The sequence below is a fragment of the Bradyrhizobium sp. ORS 278 genome (assembly GCF_000026145.1).
In the GTDB taxonomy this organism is placed as follows: Bacteria; Pseudomonadota; Alphaproteobacteria; order Rhizobiales; family Xanthobacteraceae; genus Bradyrhizobium.
Window position 1 is genome coordinate 256,142 of sequence record NC_009445.1, and the last position, 14,822, is coordinate 270,963.

General features: G+C 66.8%; 15 protein-coding genes. 7 read left to right on the top strand and 8 right to left on the bottom strand.

Annotation, left to right across the window (positions count from 1 at the left end):
* Positions 1 to 40: 40 nt before the first annotated feature.
* The 3 genes from BRADO_RS01140 to BRADO_RS01150 all read left to right on the top strand — a co-directional run bounded on the left by BRADO_RS01140 (position 41) and on the right by BRADO_RS01150 (position 1,678).
* Positions 41 to 868, top strand: coding sequence for an FkbM family methyltransferase (locus BRADO_RS01140; RefSeq protein WP_011923488.1), 828 nt, complete (start codon positions 41 to 43; stop codon positions 866 to 868).
* Positions 869 to 956: 88 nt separating this feature from the next.
* A complete protein-coding gene (locus tag BRADO_RS01145; protein WP_011923489.1) occupies positions 957 to 1,442 on the top strand; it encodes a pyridoxamine 5'-phosphate oxidase family protein in 486 nt (161 codons plus the stop codon).
* Positions 1,442 to 1,678, top strand: a complete 237-nt coding sequence (locus BRADO_RS01150) for a hypothetical protein (protein ID WP_041755971.1) — start codon at positions 1,442 to 1,444, stop codon at positions 1,676 to 1,678. Before BRADO_RS01145 ends, BRADO_RS01150 begins: the two co-directional genes overlap by 1 nt.
* Positions 1,679 to 2,015: 337 nt before the next feature.
* Here the strand turns inward: BRADO_RS01150 and BRADO_RS35950 are convergent, their stop codons facing one another.
* A complete protein-coding gene (locus BRADO_RS35950; protein WP_041755972.1) occupies positions 2,016 to 2,618 on the bottom strand; it encodes a hypothetical protein in 603 nt (200 codons plus the stop codon).
* A 399-nt stretch (positions 2,619 to 3,017) separates the two neighbouring features.
* On the opposite strand from BRADO_RS35950, the gene BRADO_RS35955 reads away from it, so the two are divergent.
* The gene (locus tag BRADO_RS35955) at positions 3,018 to 4,055 is read left to right on the top strand and encodes an OmpA family protein (RefSeq protein WP_173363524.1); all 1,038 of its coding nucleotides are present in this window, start codon (positions 3,018 to 3,020) and stop codon (positions 4,053 to 4,055) included.
* A 553-nt stretch (positions 4,056 to 4,608) separates the two neighbouring features.
* Here the strand turns inward: BRADO_RS35955 and argG are convergent.
* The 5 genes from argG to BRADO_RS01185 all read right to left on the bottom strand — a co-directional run bounded on the left by argG (position 4,609) and on the right by BRADO_RS01185 (position 9,463).
* Positions 4,609 to 5,955: an argininosuccinate synthase gene (gene argG / locus BRADO_RS01165; protein ID WP_011923492.1), complete on the bottom strand. Its 1,347-nt coding sequence runs from the start codon at positions 5,953 to 5,955 to the stop codon at positions 4,609 to 4,611.
* A 99-nt stretch (positions 5,956 to 6,054) separates the two neighbouring features.
* Positions 6,055 to 6,837, bottom strand: a complete 783-nt coding sequence (locus BRADO_RS01170; protein ID WP_011923493.1) for a phosphatase PAP2 family protein — start codon at positions 6,835 to 6,837, stop codon at positions 6,055 to 6,057.
* A 39-nt stretch (positions 6,838 to 6,876) separates the two neighbouring features.
* Entirely contained in the window at positions 6,877 to 7,359 is a 483-nt protein-coding gene (locus BRADO_RS01175; RefSeq protein ID WP_011923494.1) for a hypothetical protein, read from the bottom strand.
* 153 nt (positions 7,360 to 7,512) lie between these two features.
* On the bottom strand, positions 7,513 to 8,724 hold the full coding sequence (gene rlmN / locus BRADO_RS01180; RefSeq protein ID WP_011923495.1) for a 23S rRNA (adenine(2503)-C(2))-methyltransferase RlmN: 1,212 nt from the start codon (positions 8,722 to 8,724) through the stop codon (positions 7,513 to 7,515).
* 115 nt (positions 8,725 to 8,839) lie between these two features.
* Positions 8,840 to 9,463: an invasion associated locus B family protein gene (locus BRADO_RS01185; protein ID WP_041755973.1), complete on the bottom strand. Its 624-nt coding sequence runs from the start codon at positions 9,461 to 9,463 to the stop codon at positions 8,840 to 8,842.
* Positions 9,464 to 9,805: 342 nt separating this feature from the next.
* Between BRADO_RS01185 and BRADO_RS01190 the strand changes: the two genes are divergently transcribed.
* From BRADO_RS01190 to BRADO_RS01200, 3 genes are all read left to right on the top strand, one after another.
* Entirely contained in the window at positions 9,806 to 10,780 is a 975-nt protein-coding gene (locus tag BRADO_RS01190) for an NADPH:quinone oxidoreductase family protein (protein WP_011923497.1), read from the top strand.
* 515 nt (positions 10,781 to 11,295) lie between these two features.
* Entirely contained in the window at positions 11,296 to 12,306 is a 1,011-nt protein-coding gene (locus tag BRADO_RS01195; protein WP_041757256.1) for a hypothetical protein, read from the top strand.
* Between the two features lie 146 nt (positions 12,307 to 12,452).
* A complete protein-coding gene (locus BRADO_RS01200; RefSeq protein ID WP_011923499.1) occupies positions 12,453 to 13,628 on the top strand; it encodes a TAXI family TRAP transporter solute-binding subunit in 1,176 nt (391 codons plus the stop codon).
* A 126-nt stretch (positions 13,629 to 13,754) separates the two neighbouring features.
* Here BRADO_RS01200 and BRADO_RS01205 read toward each other — a convergent pair whose 3' ends face one another.
* Together BRADO_RS01205 and BRADO_RS01210 are read right to left on the bottom strand one after the other, a co-directional pair.
* A complete protein-coding gene (locus tag BRADO_RS01205; protein ID WP_041755974.1) occupies positions 13,755 to 14,171 on the bottom strand; it encodes a YkvA family protein in 417 nt (138 codons plus the stop codon).
* 129 nt (positions 14,172 to 14,300) lie between these two features.
* Positions 14,301 to 14,609, bottom strand: a complete 309-nt coding sequence (locus BRADO_RS01210) for a 4a-hydroxytetrahydrobiopterin dehydratase (RefSeq protein WP_256374634.1) — start codon at positions 14,607 to 14,609, stop codon at positions 14,301 to 14,303.
* Positions 14,610 to 14,822: the final 213 nt, after the last annotated feature.

The window sequence follows — 14,822 nt, forward strand, 5'->3', positions numbered from 1 at the left end:
AACCGGCTATCACTCGGCGCCCTCATTCCAGGACGCGACCTTGACGCCCGACAACGATCCCTCGCCGCCGCCCTTCGGGGCTTTCGCTCCGAATGCCGCGCAGGCGCTGGTGATCCGGCTCGCGCACGGATCCGGATTGAAGCGGGGTGCTTTCCGGCCGATGCTGACGCGCGCTGTCAACCTGCTGCGCGCCGGTCCCGTCGACGTCAGCTATCAGGGCGCCAATTTCCGCTTCTATCATCAGCTCAGCGCCACCGAGCGCGGCGCGCTGTTCAATCCAGACTACAATCGCGAGGAGCTGGATTTTCTGCGCAGCCACGTGCCGCCCGCCGGCACGGCCGTCGATGTCGGCGCCAATGTGGGAACGTTCGCGCTGCCGCTGGCGCGCCACGTCGGGCCTGCGGGCCGCGTGATCGCGGTCGAACCGCATCCGGTCACGCATGCGCGGTTGAGCTTCAATCGCGACGCATCGGCGCTGTCGCAGGTCAGGCTGGTCGCGGCCGCGGCGGGAGACAGCGACGGCGAGGTCATGATCGAGACTGACGGCGACAATCTCGGCGCCAGCCACATCGTGGTCGGCACGGCGGGTGCCGAGGCGTTCAAGGTCCCATCGCTGCGCTTGCAGGCCATTCTCGAACAGGCCGGCGCGACCAAGGTCGATGCATTGAAGATCGACGTCGAGGGCTTCGAGGACCGCGTGCTGACCTGCTTCTTCCGCGACGCACCGCAGACGCTGTGGCCGCGTGCGGTCGTCATCGAGCATCTGTCGCGCGACGAATGGCAGAACGACTGTCTCGCCGACATGATCCGCCGCGGCTATCGCGAGGTCGGCCGGACCCGCAGCAACACGCTGCTGCTGCGCGGCTGATCCGCGCACGCCGTCGGGTTCCTGCGTCGAGACCGGAACATCGCGGCCCGACGCGACGTTATCGCCCCTGACATCCAGGGAGCGAACCATGAGCAACGACGACACGCGCGATCAGGATCGCGTCTGGGAGCTGATGAAGAAGATCGGCTTCGCCATGCTGGTCACGAAGGACGGTGACAAACTGCGCGCGCGGCCGATGAGCGCCTACCTCGCCCGCGACGAAGGCCTGATCTATTTCCTCACCGACGCCCGTCACCACAAGGACGAGGAGATCGCCCGCGCACCGCAGGTGAACCTGTCCTTCGCCGATGCCGGCAGCCAGAAATACGTTTCGTTGACGGGGACCGCGACGATTTCGAACGATCGCGCCAAGATCCGTGATCTGTTCACGACGACGGCGAAGGCATGGTGGGACAGCGCCGAGGATCCCAACATTCGCTTGTTGAAGATCACGCCTGATGATGCCGAGTTCTGGGATTCGCCGGGCACCGTGATCAGCTACGTCAAGATGGCCGCCGCCGCGGTCACCAACACGCGCCCCGATGTCGGCGACAACCGCAAGGTCGCGATGTGATGCCGATCGAACCTCCCGAGATTCCGCCGGCGACGCCGGGTCATCCCGTCGAGCCGCCGCCGGAGGATCCGGTCGGACACCCGAGTCCCGAAGTGCCGCCGCCGGTGCACGAGCCGGACACACCGGCGCCGCCGCGCGAGCTCCCGGGCCAGACGCCGGACGAAGTGCCGGGGCGCGGGCCGCTTGGTCCAACCACGCCAAGTCCGGTCACGGATGAAGGTCCGGTCACGGATTGACCGCGATTGATCCTTGATCATGATGGACAGAAGGAGAGCCGGCGCACGCCGGCTTTCGGCGCGTCGCGTTCTGCCAAGCCTTTGAAATTCAAGACTGAATGATACATGAATGGCGGCAGGCAAGCGGCTGTTTCGCGTCGAAATAAATCCCGCCGCGGATTTGAACTGCGCCACAATCCAGCCTAACGCATAAACGTTGATCACGCCGTGCTTCAAAAAGAACGTTTCGGGACACCAACACAGATGAGCAAACTTCGCGTTCTGCTGCTTGCGACGACCGCCCTGTCGGCGATGCAGCTGACGATCACCGCATCCCACGCGCAGAGCGCGCCCATGGTCATCGCGCAAGGTCCGGGCGGGCCGGGTGGTGAGGTCGGTCCCGACGGTCGACCGAAGCAGCCGCCGCACGGCCAGCCCCCGCAGGGCCAGCCGCAACGCCCAGGTCCTGGCGCTGCGCCGCCGGCCGCGCCGCCGCATCAGGCCGCGCCGCCCCCGCCGCCACCGCCTGCAGCCGCACCGCGCCCGGCACCTCCGCCGCCTGCGCCGCCGCCTCCGCGCGCCGAGCCGCCACGTCCGGCTCCGCCGCCTCCCCCGCCGCCGCGGGCCGAACCGCCGCGCCCGGCCGCTCCGCCGCCGCGCGCCGAGCCGCCCGCTGCAGCACCGCCGCGTCCGACGCCGCCAGCACCTCCGCCGCCTCCCGCCGCGGCTCCGCCTGCGCATTCGCCGACGCCACCCCCTGTGGTTCCGCGGGAGCCCGCGCGTCCGACACCACCACCGCCGCCGCCTCCCGTTGCCGCGCCGCCGCCGCCGCGTGAACCGGCGCGTCCGACCACACCGCCTCCGCCGCCAGCGGCGACGCAGGCGCCGCCTCCCGGCGCCGCTCCAGGTCCGAGGCCTGGCTCGCCCCCGCCGCCGCCTGCGGCTGGTGGGGCCACGCCACCGCATTCGCCGCCGCCGGGCGCTACGCCCTTGCCGCCTCCGGCGCCGGGCCAGACCCCGCCGTCGCCTGGCGCCGAGCAGCGCCCAGGCCGGCCTGGGGGCCGGCGGACCGCCTCCTGGCGCTCCGCAGGGCGCACCGCCGCCGCGCGGTGCGCCGACGCCTCCGGCTGGCACGGTGACGCCCGCGCCGGGCACGCCGCCGGCCGCGCAAACTCCAGCGCCCGGCACGCCTCCGGTTGCGGGAAATCCGCCCCAGGGTGGACGCCCCGGCACGCCTCCGGGCGGGGCAGGTGGACCACCGCCCGTGGCCGGGCCTGGCCCCGGACCTGGTGGTCCGCCCGCCGGCCCCGGCGCGCCGCAAGCCGGGCCCGGAGCGGTCCCGCAGGCCGGTCCTCCGGCCATGTCGAACCGGCCGCCGCCGCAGGTGGCCGCGCCGATCCCGGCTCCGCCGCCACCCACGCCTCAGCAGCTCACGCCGATCGCTCCTGGCGCCGCGCTGCCTGGTCCGCAGCGCCTCGACGACTTCCGCGGCCAGCGCCGCGAGGTCCAGGAGGGTGGCCGCACGGTGATCTACGAGCCCGGCCGCGTCATTGTCCGCGACCCGAGCGGACAGGAGTTCGTGCGCCACGATGAGCTCGAGCGCTTCAGATTCGGTGCCCGCGACATCCGCGTGGAGCGGGAGGATCGCGGCGAGACGCGCACGGTCGTGTTCCGCCCCGACGGCAGCCAGATCGTCACGATCACCGCGCCTGACGGACGGCTCTTGCGCCGTATCCGCCGTGACATCGGTGGTCGCGAGATCATCATCATCGACAACACCTACCGCGATCCGCAGGCGGTCGGCGGCTTCTATGTCGAGCTGCCGCCGCCGGAGATCCGCATCCCCTACAACCGCTACATTGTCGACGCTGAGGAGGCGCCGCCGGATGTCATCTACGACACGCTGATCGCGCCGCCGGTGGAGCGCGTGCAGCGGCGCTACTCGCTCGACGAAGTCCGCTACTCGCCCTCGGTGCGCCAGCTGATGCCGTCAATCGATCTCAACACGATCACCTTCGACACGGGATCGTGGGAGATCGCGCCTGATCAGGTAGCGAAGCTACAGGTCATCGCCGACGGCCTCAACCAGGCGATCCAGCGCAATCCGCGCGAGGTCTACCTGATCGAGGGCCACACCGACGCGGTCGGCAACGAGACCGACAACCTGTCGCTCTCGGACCGTCGCGCCGAATCGGTTGCGACCCTGCTGACGCAGCAATTCGGTGTCCCCGCCGAGAACCTGACGTCGCAGGGCTATGGCGAGCAGTACCTGAAGGAGCAGACCCAGGGACCGAGCCGCATCAACCGCCGCGTCACGGTCCGCCGCATCACCCCGCTGCTCAACGGCGGCCAGGCCGCCCTGCCGCCGCCGCCCCCGGGCGTCGCGCCGCCGCGATAAGGCGCGGAGACGAACCGAAATGAAAATGGCCGGGAGAAATCCCGGCCATTTTTGCTGATGCAAACGCCAAATTCAGTGTCGTCCCGGCCTCGAGCCGGGACCCATACCCACCGAGTCAAGTTTTGCGATGGCTGGACCGATAGCGGGGTCAACACATCCGCCGGTGTTTATGGGTCCCGGCGTTCGCCGGGACGACGGCGGTGGTGAGGCGCGATCTCGGCCGAGAACCCCGGTGTCGTCCCGGCCTTGAGCCGGGACCCATAACCACCGAGTCAAGTTTTGCGATGGCTGGAGCGATAGCCGGGTTAACACATCCGCCGGCGATTATGGGTCCCGGCGTTCGCCGGGACGACGGCGGGGGTGAGGCGCGATCTCGGCCAAGAACTTCGGTGTCGTCCCGGCCTTGAGCCGGGACCCATACCCACCGGGTTCAGTTTTGCGATGGCTGTAGCAACAGCCAGCCTTCACCATTGCAAGTGGTGGTTATGGGTCCCGGCTTTCGCCGGGGCGACGCCGGAGAACGTGGTGCGCGTCTCGCTGCGAAACGCTCCGCTCAGCTCTTGTCGCCCTTGTCATGGCCGAGCTGGAAAATTTGAGCGCCCTCCGCGCCAGACAGCAGGCCCGTGTCCGAATAGAGCTTCAGCTTGGTGCGGGTGTCGGTGATGTCGAGGTTGCGCATGGTCAGCTGGCCGATACGGTCGGCGGGCGTGAAGGCGGCGTCCTCGACCTTTTCCATGCTCAGCCGCTCCGGCTGATAGGTCAGGTTGGGGCTCTCGGTGTTGAGCAGCGAGTAGTCGTTGCCGCGGCGCAGCTCCAAAGTCACCTCGCCGGTGATGGCGCTGGCGACCCAGCGCTGCGCGGTCTCGCGCAGCATCAAGGCCTGCGAGTCGAACCAACGGCCTTGATACAGCAGACGGCCAAGCTTCATGCCGCTCATGCGGTACTGCTCGATCGTATCCTCGTTGTGGATGCCGGTGACGAGCCGCTCATAGGCAATGTGCAGCAGCGCCATGCCGGGCGCCTCGTAGATCCCGCGGCTCTTGGCCTCGATGATGCGGTTCTCGATCTGGTCGCACATTCCCAGGCCATGGCGGCCGCCGATCGCATTGGCCTCCAGGAACAGCGCGACGGGATCTGTGAATGTCTGGCCGTTCAGCGCGACCGGCTGGCCTTCCTCGAAGCGCACCACGACGGTCTCGGGCCTCACCGCGCAGTCCTCACGCCAGAACGGCACGCCCATGATCGGATTGACGATGCGGATGCCGCTCGACAGGCTTTCGAGATCCTTCGCCTCGTGAGTGGCGCCGAGCAGATTGCTGTCGGTCGAATACGCCTTTTCGGCGCTCATCTTGTAATTGAAGCCGTGGGCGGTGAGGAATGCCGACATCTCGGCGCGGCCGCCGAGCTCGTCGATGAACTGCTGGTCGAGCCAGGGCTTGTAGATCTTGAGGTTCGGGTTGGTCAGCAGGCCGTAGCGGTAGAAGCGCTCGATGTCGTTGCCCTTGTAGGTCGAGCCGTCGCCCCAGATGTTGACGCCGTCCTCCTTCATCGCGGCCACCAGCATGGTGCCGGTGACGGCGCGGCCGAGCGGCGTGGTGTTGAAATAGGTCGCGCCGCCGGTCGAGATGTGGAAGGCGCCGGACTGGATCGCGGCGATGCCCTCATGCACCAGCTGGGTGCGGCAATCGACCAGGCGCGCCTTCTCGGCGCCGAAGCTCATCGCCTTGCGCGGGATCTCGTCATAGTCGGACTCGTCGGGCTGCCCGAGATTGGCGGTGTAGGCGAAGCAGCGCGCGCCCTTCTGCTTCATCCAGAGCAGCGCCGCGCTGGTGTCGAGGCCGCCGGAGAAGGCGATGCCGACTTTCTCGCCCGTAGGCAGGCCTTTGAGGATCGTGGTCATGGGAAGTACCGGTGTTGATGGCTGTGCCGTTCAGAAATTCGGGCGCGGATAGCAGATTTCGCCCGTCTCGGCACGCGATTAATCCCGCAGGGGGCCTGTTCAGGCAGCGGGGCTGCTATCGGCCGGGCGGCGGCGGCCGAACAGCCGGCGCATCAGCCGGAAACCCGGCATGGCGAAGCGGGTCAGCGCGGTATCGACACCGGCATCGGTCAGCCGCGTGGACGGCCAGCGGTAGATATAGCCGTGCAGCAGCCAGATCACGAGAAAGGTGACGAGCCCGGCGGCGGTGATGTCGGTGAAGAAATGGCCGCCGAACGCCATCCGCAGCACCGAGGTGGCGAGGCCGAACAGGACGGCCGCGGCATAGGCGACCGGACGGATGGCCGGCGGCGTCAGCGCGGCCGGGGCCAAGGTCCAGAACGCGGTGGCGCCCTCGCCGGAGAAGAACGAGCAGTTGCGGCCACAGCCGCCGCGCGGATCCCACCACGGCACAAACTGCATGTCGCCGCCGAACTCGGTGACGACGACCGGGCGCGGCCGGCCCCAATAGGATTTGAAGGTGAGGTTGGTGATCACGATCGCCGAGAGCGACAAGGTGAGCAGCAGGAACGCGATGGTACGGCCCTTGATCAGCAGCGGCCGGTCGGGCCGGATCAGCTTCACCACCAGCGCGATGATCGAGGGGAGAGCGAGGCCCCAGGAGATCCACATCGCCGCGTCGCGCGCGAACGCGGCATAGCCGTCCAGCTTGACGGGAAAGCTGCGGGTATGCGGATCGTAGAACAGCGCGGCGAGCTTGAGGTCGAGCTCGGGATAGACGCCGAACAGCACGCCGATGACGAGCGCGAGCGACAATGCGATGAAGAGGCCGGTCCGGTTCATGGCGCGCGGTTTAGCGAAAGCGGATGGCGATGGAAAGGCTCAGCGCGGGGCCCCCGGTGGGAGAGGCGGCGGAGGCAATTGCGGCGGTGGTTCGCGCCAGCGGCCGGCATTGCGGCCGGCGATCAGCCAATAGATGAGTCCGCCAAGGATCCCCGCGCCGGTCAGAATCTCGAGCTGGCGGCGGACGATGCCCTCGAAATGCAGGGTCTCGGGATCGAACGGGATCAGGCCGAGATAGCAGGCTGCGCCGACCACGCCGCCACCGATGGCATAGGCGAGCACGCTGCGGATCGAGAACGCCTCGGTGATGAGTGCGATCAGCAGTGCCGGAATCAGCGCGAAGCCGGACACGAAGATGAAGCCGAAGCCAATGATGATCTGGAACGCGCTCTGGTCGATCGGGCCAATGCCGATATCGGAGAATTCCGGGATCAGGATCGCAGTCACCACGACCAGCCCCGCGACGAAGCATGCGAGCAGAAAAGCGAACGCGATCACGATCAGGCGGCCGATCAGCGCCATGGATTTAGACCCGTGTTGCACAAGGTAGGCACCGCTCTCTCCAACCGTCATGGCCGGGCTCGACCCGGCCATCAATCACTGAAGACTTTTTGCGGATAGGAATGGATGAGCCCTGGCATGACGACGTTGCTTGGAATTGCTGACGATCAAGAATCAATCCGTCATCGCCATCGCGCGCAGCGCCTGGCGTTCTCTGGCGGAGAGCTTCTCCGTTTCCGACTTCAGCTGGCCGCAGGCGGCGAGGATGTCGCGGCCGCGGGGGGTGCGCACCGGGGAGGAGTAGCCGGCATTGAAGACATATTCGGAGAACTTCTCGATCTGCTCCCAGTCCGAGCATTCGTAGGCCGAGCCCGGCCAAGGATTGAACGGGATCAAATTGATCTTGGCCGGAATGCCCTTGAGCAGCTTGACCAGCAGTCTGGCGTCGTCGAGCGAATCGTTGACGCCCTTGAGCATCACATATTCGAAGGTGATGCGGCGGGCATTTGACGCGCCCGGATAGTCGCGGCAGGCCTGCAGCAGCTCGGCGATCGGATACTTCCGGTTGAGCGGCACCAGCTCGTTGCGCAGCTCGTCGCGGACCGCATGCAGCGAGATCGCCAGCATCACGCCGATCTCCTCGCCGGCGCGCTTGATGTTCGGCACGACGCCCGACGTCGACAGCGTGATGCGGCGGCGGGAGATGCCGATGCCCTCGTTGTCGGAGACGATCAGCAGCGCGTCGCGCACCGCTTCGAAATTGTACAGCGGCTCGCCCATGCCCATCATCACGATGTTGGTGATGAGGCGATTGCCGTGCGGCGTTTCGCGATCGGCCCAGTCATTGAGGCGATCGCGGGCGACCATGATCTGGCCGACGATCTCGCCCGCGGTGAGATTGCGCACCAGACGCTGCGTACCGGTGTGGCAGAACGCGCAGTTCAGCGTGCAGCCGACCTGGGAAGAGACGCACAGGGTGCCGCGGTCGGTCTCCGGAATGTAGACGCATTCGACCTCGTGCGCCTTCTGCAGGTCGTCGCCGCTCGGCAGCCGTAGCAGCCATTTGCGGGTGCCGTCATTGGAGATCTGCTCGGCCACGACCTCGGGACGGTCGACGGTGAAGCGCTCGGCCAGGCCGTTGCGCGTGTCCTTCGACACCGAGGTCATCTCGTCGAACGATCGGGCGCCGCGGAAGTAGAGCCAATGCCACAGCTGCTGCACCCGCATCTTCTGCTGCCGCTCCGGCACGCCGATGTCGCCGAGCCTGGCCGCCAGCTCCGCGCGCGACAGACCGATCAGCGACGGCTTGGCCGGCGGCACGTAGGTTTCGAGCGGAATCTTTTCGAGGGGCGCGGCGGCGTCGCGCAGCCCGGCAGTCGTTGCCATGTCCAGGGGCCCAAAATGCTGCCCGGCCGCTGCGGCCTGAGGCTTTCAACGGGTCTATATAGCAATTCGGCCGCCAAAAGCGACCCGCAAGACCAGCGGCGGTATCGGCGGGCCGCTAGCGGCGGCAGTCCTGGGCAATCCGGTCAAGCGCCTGCGCGAGGCCCTTCAGCGAGAACACGTCCGTCGTCTCCGTGCCCTTGGCCGAGACGCCCTTGACCACGGCCTCGGGCGCCTTGCGCATGGCCTCGACCATGCGTTCCTCCTCCGCCGCGTTCTTGATCCAGAGCCCGTCGCCCTGGGCGTACATCGCGTAGGACGCACCGCCGACGTCAAGCGAGCCGTCCGCACCGGGCTTGAGCGCGTAGCCGATCATGATCGACACCTCGTTGAACACCTTCTCGGACGGCCGGGTCGAGACGAAGGCATAGGCGGGGTCGCGCGGGCGATTGGCCGGATTGGTCTTGGAGGAGGTCGGCTTGGCCAGCGCGAAGCAGACCTTCTTACCAGCCGGCATCGCCGTATAGGCGCCCCATCCACCGTACTGGCCGATCAAGGTCGGTTCCGCGCCACCGATGCTCGGTACCGCCGGCTTTGCGTCGGCCTTGGGTGCGGCCTTCGGCTGCGGAGCGGGCGCAGCCTTCGGTGGCGCCTTGGGCGAAGCCGTCTGGGCGTGCGCCAAGCTCGATGCTCCGAGCACAAGTGCGCCAGCCAGCGCTGTCGGCAATCGCAAAAACAACATGATTAAGCTGAGCCCCCGCGATCTCGTCCACCAACATTGTGACTGGAAAATGGCCCGGATTCGCAGACGGCCCTTGGGCGAGGGATAGCGGCTCAGCCTCCACTTGCAAAGACTCTGGTGAACCCACCTGGTCCGTTCGCTCGACACCACCGTGACGATACCGGGGTTCCCACCTCGCAGACGGCTGGCTCACCCGATGATCGTCGTGATGTTCCGACAGGCGGGATTTGCCGGCGGCCACGCGACGCATTGCGCGCGTTGCCGATTGTCGCGGGAACGCAAATCCGGCATGACGTTGCAAAAGCCGGGCACGATCCGGACAACACCCCAAGGAGCGCGCCCGTGAAAGCCATTCTCTGCTCGCAATTCTGTCAGCCCGACGATCTCGTTCTTGCCGAGGTGCCCGATCCGGTGGCCGGACCCGGCGAGGCCGTGATTGCGATCAAAGCGGCGGCGCTGAACTTCTTCGACATCCTGATGATCCAGGGCAAGTACCAGATCAAGCCGCCGTTCCCGTTCTCGCCGGGTGCGGAGGTCGCGGGAATCATCGAGAGCGTTGGCGACGGCGTGACGGATCTCAAGGTCGGCGATCGCGTCGTCGCGTCCTGCGGTCATAACGGCGCGCGCGAGAAGATCGCGCTGCCGGCTGCCGCGATCGTCAAGATTCCCGATCATCTCGACTTTGATCGAGCCGCCGGCATCATCATCATCTACGGCACGGCGCTACATGCGCTCGAGGACCGCGCCAGCCCCAAGCCCGGCGAGACGCTGGCCGTGCTCGGTGCGGCCGGCGGCACCGGCCTCGCGGCCTGCGAGCTCGGCCAGCTGATGGGGCTGAAGGTGATCGCCTGCGCCTCCTCGGACGAGAAGCTTGCATTCGCGAAGCAACACGGTGCGACGCTGACCTTGAACTACGCGAAAGACGATCTGAAGGAAGGCCTGCGCCGGCTGACCGACGGCAAGGGCGCCGACATCATCTTCGATCCCGTCGGCGGCACCTATGCCGAGGCCGCGTTGCGCTCGATCGCATGGGAGGGCCGCTTCCTGGTGATCGGCTTTGCCGCGGGCGATATTCCGAAGATGCCGCTCAACCTGGCGCTGCTGAAGGGCTGTGACATCCGCGGCGTGTTCTGGGGCGCCTGGACCCGGCTCAACCCGGCCAAGAACCGCGCCAATCTCGAGAAGCTCGTGCAGTGGACCGCCGACGGCAAGCTGTCGTCGCATGTCGACCGCACCTTCCCGCTCGCGCAGACCGCCGATGCGCTCAAGGTGCTGGCCGGCCGGCAGGCCATGGGCAAGGTGATCCTGCACCCTTGACGGTCCCTCCGAAGACGACTTGAGCCGGAGTCCGGCGAGGTGTTCATCTCGCCGGCGGAACTGATCCGGTCGATGGAACGGTAACGCCCTCTGCCCTGAGTGAATGGTCGTCACACGCCAGCAATGGTTGCGTCGGTGTTGCGAGAAAGTCGCGTCTTCGCTCGAATCTCACCGGGCTGGCCGCCGGATGACTGCAACCTCTGGCAGAAAATCCGAAAACGAGCTTTTTTTGGTTAACGCAACTCAACCACATTGTGGCAGGGTTAATTAAGCACCTTGGTCGTTGTTATATCGAGGCTTCCTATGCTGCTGCGCTGCTATCTCGCAAGTGCGTCGCCACAATCAGATCAAAAAATTTCCAGAATCATGCCGGGTCTCGTCCACTTTTAGTCGGATTCAATTAGTCAATTCGTTGTCGGCAGTGGGGTGCCTCCAGCAATCGTGACGTGTCTCGGGCTTCTGACGGGCTCGGGACGTCGAAGTATGTTGCGTGAAGTGAGATGGGGATGAAGGCCATGGCTGAACGGACGACACGTGGACGGTTCGACGACCGATCATCAACCGGTCCTGAGTTCAGGCCGTTTCCTGATGATCCGCCGCAGGATCGCCCGCAGACCTATCGGTTCGGCCGGTCCGCCCAGGATCATTATCCCAACGACGAATCGATGCCGATGTTCCTGTCCGAATACGAGGCCGGGCATCAGATCGAGAGCACCGAGTTCGACGACCAATGGCCCGTGCGGGCGCGGCGGACCTCGGTCTCCTCCCGAATTCTTCTCGCCGTCGTCGCGGCCGCCGGTGTGGCCGTACTGTTCGCGCTGGTCACGTCCGACGCGACGCGCGACCTGATCGCCAGCGCCAAGGCATCCATGGTCGGCTCCGCGCCGGACCCGACCGCTCCGCCGCAGCCCAGCGCCACCCAGCTGACCGCGCGCGACATGCAGTTGAACGAGCCCGCGCGCGTCACGCCGGAGCCGCAGCCGATGGCCGCGCCCGCTGCAGCAGCAGCGGCGGCACCCGTGCAGATGGCGGCCGTCACGCCGAGCCGCGATGATATCGCCAACGCCTACCAGACGGCGCTGCAGAACCGCGTTCCGACGCCGCCGGCGCCGCCCGCTCCAAGCGTAGCCACGGCGCCCCCGGCGATGACGCCGCCGTCCATGACCTCTCCGGGCGCTGGCGCCGCAATCGTGGCGCCAGGTCTGGGGTCCGTCACCGCCGCGCCGCCGCCCGCGCAAGCCCGCCGCCTGGATCCGGATGAGCTGGCTGGCATCATGAAGCGCGCCAAGGGACTGCTGGCAGCGGGTGACATTCCCTCCGCCCGCCTCCTGCTCGAGCGAGCCGCCGAGGCGCAGGAGCCGGCCGCGGCGCTGATGTTGGCGCAGACTTACGATCCCCACGTGCTGGGCACCAAGGACATCCGCAACATCAACGCCGATCCGGCCGCGGCGCGCAACTGGTATCGCCGCGCGGCGCAACTCGGCTCCGCGGAAGCGCAGCGCCGGCTCGATCAGCTGCAGAATTGAACCCACGTGACGGCAGCGATGCCGCCACGTTTGATTTTTTTGTTTCACGCATGATTTTCGAGTCGGTCATGGGCAACGCCGGGGATGATCTGGCGTTGCGCCCGTTTCGGCCCGCGATCATGTGCCGGCTCAATCGAGGGTGACACATGCGACGTCTGATTGGAGCGGCCGTGGCCGCAGTGCTGATTGCGTGCGGCTTTGCTGCCCACGCCGAGGAGAGCGAGTTCGATCCGGCCAAGGTCAGCGACAGCCTGAAGGCGATCTTCCAGTTCGGCTCGGTGCAGACCAAGCAGGCGCTCAACGCCAACACGGTCACCCTGATCACCGGCACCATTGGCGGGACCTATGTGCAGTTCGGCGCCGACCTCGCCTCGCTGCTCGATGACGGCAACAGCCTGCGCGTGCTGCCGATCGTCGGCCGCGGCTCGGTGCAGAGCGTCGCAGACATCCTGTTCCTGCAGGGCGTCGATCTCGGCGTCGTGCGCGCCGACACGCTGGACTATCTGGAGCGCAAGGGCTTCGCCAAGGACATCAAGAAGCAGTTCACCTACGTCACCAAGCTCTACAATGAGGAGATGCAGGTCATCGCGCCGCGCGCCGTGCGCAATCTGCGCGACCTCGAAGGCCGCCGCGTCAGCGTCGACCTGCCGAACGGCGGCACCTTCGTGACGGCGCTGACGGTGTTCGAGCGGCTCGGCCTGCGCGCCAACTTCCTCTACATCGAGCAGCGCATCGCGATGGAGAAGCTGAAGCGGGGCGAACTCGATGCCGTGATCGTGGTCGGCGGCAAGCCCTACAAGTCGGTCTCGAACTTCGTGAACGACGGCCGCTTCCATCTCGTCAATGTCGACTATGACCGTCCGCTGCAGAATGACTATCTGCCGGCGACGCTGACGGCGAAGGACTATCCGAACCTGATCGCCGAGGGCGAGAAGGTCGACACGATCGCGGTGCCGGCGGTGCTCGCGGCGTACAACTGGGCGCCGAACACCGACCGCTATCGCAAGCTCGCGACCTTCGTCGACGCCTTCTTCACCAAGTTCCCGGCGTTCCAGAACCCGCCCTTCCACCCGAAGTGGAAGGAAGTCTCGCTGTCAGCGCCGCTCGCCGGCTGGCAGCGGCTGCCGGCCGCCAGCAAATGGCTGGAGACGCATGCGATGGAAGGTGCGCAGCGCGACCGCTTCGACGACTTCCTGAAGCAGAGCAGCGCCGGCAAGGCGCTGCCGACCGAGGCCGACCGCGAAGCGCTGTTCAAGCAGTACCAGGCGTGGGAAGCCGAGAAGACCGGCAGCGCCCGTGCCCAGGCACGTCCGCAGCGCTGAGCTGACAGATCGCGCCGGCGCGATCGATGTCAGAAAGAAAAGCCCTGCGTACGCAGGGCTTTTTGTTTTTCGATGGCGTCGCAATGCGAGCCACCGCCATGGGGAGTAAGGGTCGTAGTCGTGACGTCAGCCTGCCTGCTCGCCGTTGTTGTCGAGATCGGCGTCCGCGTCGTCCTGCAGCCGCGCCAGCGCGGCCTTGGCTGCCGCATGATGATCGGGCGTGATGTGCGAGGCCACCATCCGGATCGCGGTGGCCAGCACCGCGGCATCGTCGGTGAAGCCGAGGACCGGCATCACGTCGGGCAGAAAGTCGAACGGCAGGATGAAATAAGCGAGGGCGCCGAGCAGGGCGACCTGCACATGCCGCGGCGTCTCCTTGTCGAACGCGCAGTAATAGGCGGCGAGCAGGTCCTCGGCAAACGGGATCCGCGCGACGACCTGCTTGAACTTGATCCAGAACCGGCGCCGCACACTGTCACGATCCCGCGCCAAGCGATCGGCCGGCTCGAAGCCAACGCTGTAATCGGTCGTATCGGACGCCATGTGTGATCTCCCAGCGAAGCGGATGCCGGCAGCGCGGTCATCCCGCGGTTCATGTGGGGCGGCCATCCTCTGCCGCAAGGCGCCACGAGCGTCGCAGGGCCGTGCAGGACAGGACGCAGCTGGACGATGTCAGCCGCTGATCGCAGCCGCAATCGCGTCCATCGCGCGCGCCAGCTCGATGTCGAGCATGGTCACGCCGCCGGCATCGTGGGTGGCGAGCACCACCTCGACGGTGCGGTAGACGTTCCGCCACTCCGGATGATGATCGCGCTTCTCGGCGATGAGCGCGACCCGTGTCATGAAGCCGAAGGCTTCGTTGAAATCCCGGAAGGTGAACGTCCGGCTGATCGCCTCGCGGCCGTCGAGCTCGGCCCAGCCCGAAAGATCCCGCAGGGCGCTCGCGCGCGCCTCGGCCGACAGTCGCTCCACCATTGCAATCCTCCGATTCCATCCACCGTCGTCTCGCCGGCCGACCGGACGAGCCGAAACTTACCGGTCAGTTCACGGCCCCCGACCACGCGCTGGCCGCCAGGTTAGCAGAAAACTGATCCAGATCAGAGCCTTGAGGCGATGGCCGAGTGGCTGGTCACGGTCCGGCCTCGTTCATCGCGCACACTCGGCCCCCGGTAACCATGACGCAGATGTCACTCC

What these genes read in the sequence shown, in the direction of transcription:
- BRADO_RS01145 (WP_011923489.1), top strand. Translation starts at nt 957, where the DNA reads ATGAGCAACGACGACACGCGCGATCAGGATCGCGTCTGGGAGCTGATG.
- BRADO_RS01150 (WP_041755971.1), top strand. Translation starts at nt 1,442, where the DNA reads ATGCCGATCGAACCTCCCGAGATTCCGCCGGCGACGCCGGGTCATCCC.
- BRADO_RS35955 (WP_173363524.1), top strand. Translation starts at nt 3,018, where the DNA reads ATGTCGAACCGGCCGCCGCCGCAGGTGGCCGCGCCGATCCCGGCTCCG.
- argG (WP_011923492.1), bottom strand. Translation starts at nt 5,955, where the DNA reads ATGACCACGATCCTCAAAGGCCTGCCTACGGGCGAGAAAGTCGGCATC.
- BRADO_RS01170 (WP_011923493.1), bottom strand. Translation starts at nt 6,837, where the DNA reads ATGAACCGGACCGGCCTCTTCATCGCATTGTCGCTCGCGCTCGTCATC.
- BRADO_RS01175 (WP_011923494.1), bottom strand. Translation starts at nt 7,359, where the DNA reads ATGGCGCTGATCGGCCGCCTGATCGTGATCGCGTTCGCTTTTCTGCTC.
- rlmN (WP_011923495.1), bottom strand. Translation starts at nt 8,724, where the DNA reads ATGGCAACGACTGCCGGGCTGCGCGACGCCGCCGCGCCCCTCGAAAAG.
- BRADO_RS01185 (WP_041755973.1), bottom strand. Translation starts at nt 9,463, where the DNA reads ATGTTGTTTTTGCGATTGCCGACAGCGCTGGCTGGCGCACTTGTGCTC.
- BRADO_RS01195 (WP_041757256.1), top strand. Translation starts at nt 11,296, where the DNA reads ATGGCTGAACGGACGACACGTGGACGGTTCGACGACCGATCATCAACC.
- BRADO_RS01200 (WP_011923499.1), top strand. Translation starts at nt 12,453, where the DNA reads ATGCGACGTCTGATTGGAGCGGCCGTGGCCGCAGTGCTGATTGCGTGC.
- BRADO_RS01205 (WP_041755974.1), bottom strand. Translation starts at nt 14,171, where the DNA reads ATGGCGTCCGATACGACCGATTACAGCGTTGGCTTCGAGCCGGCCGAT.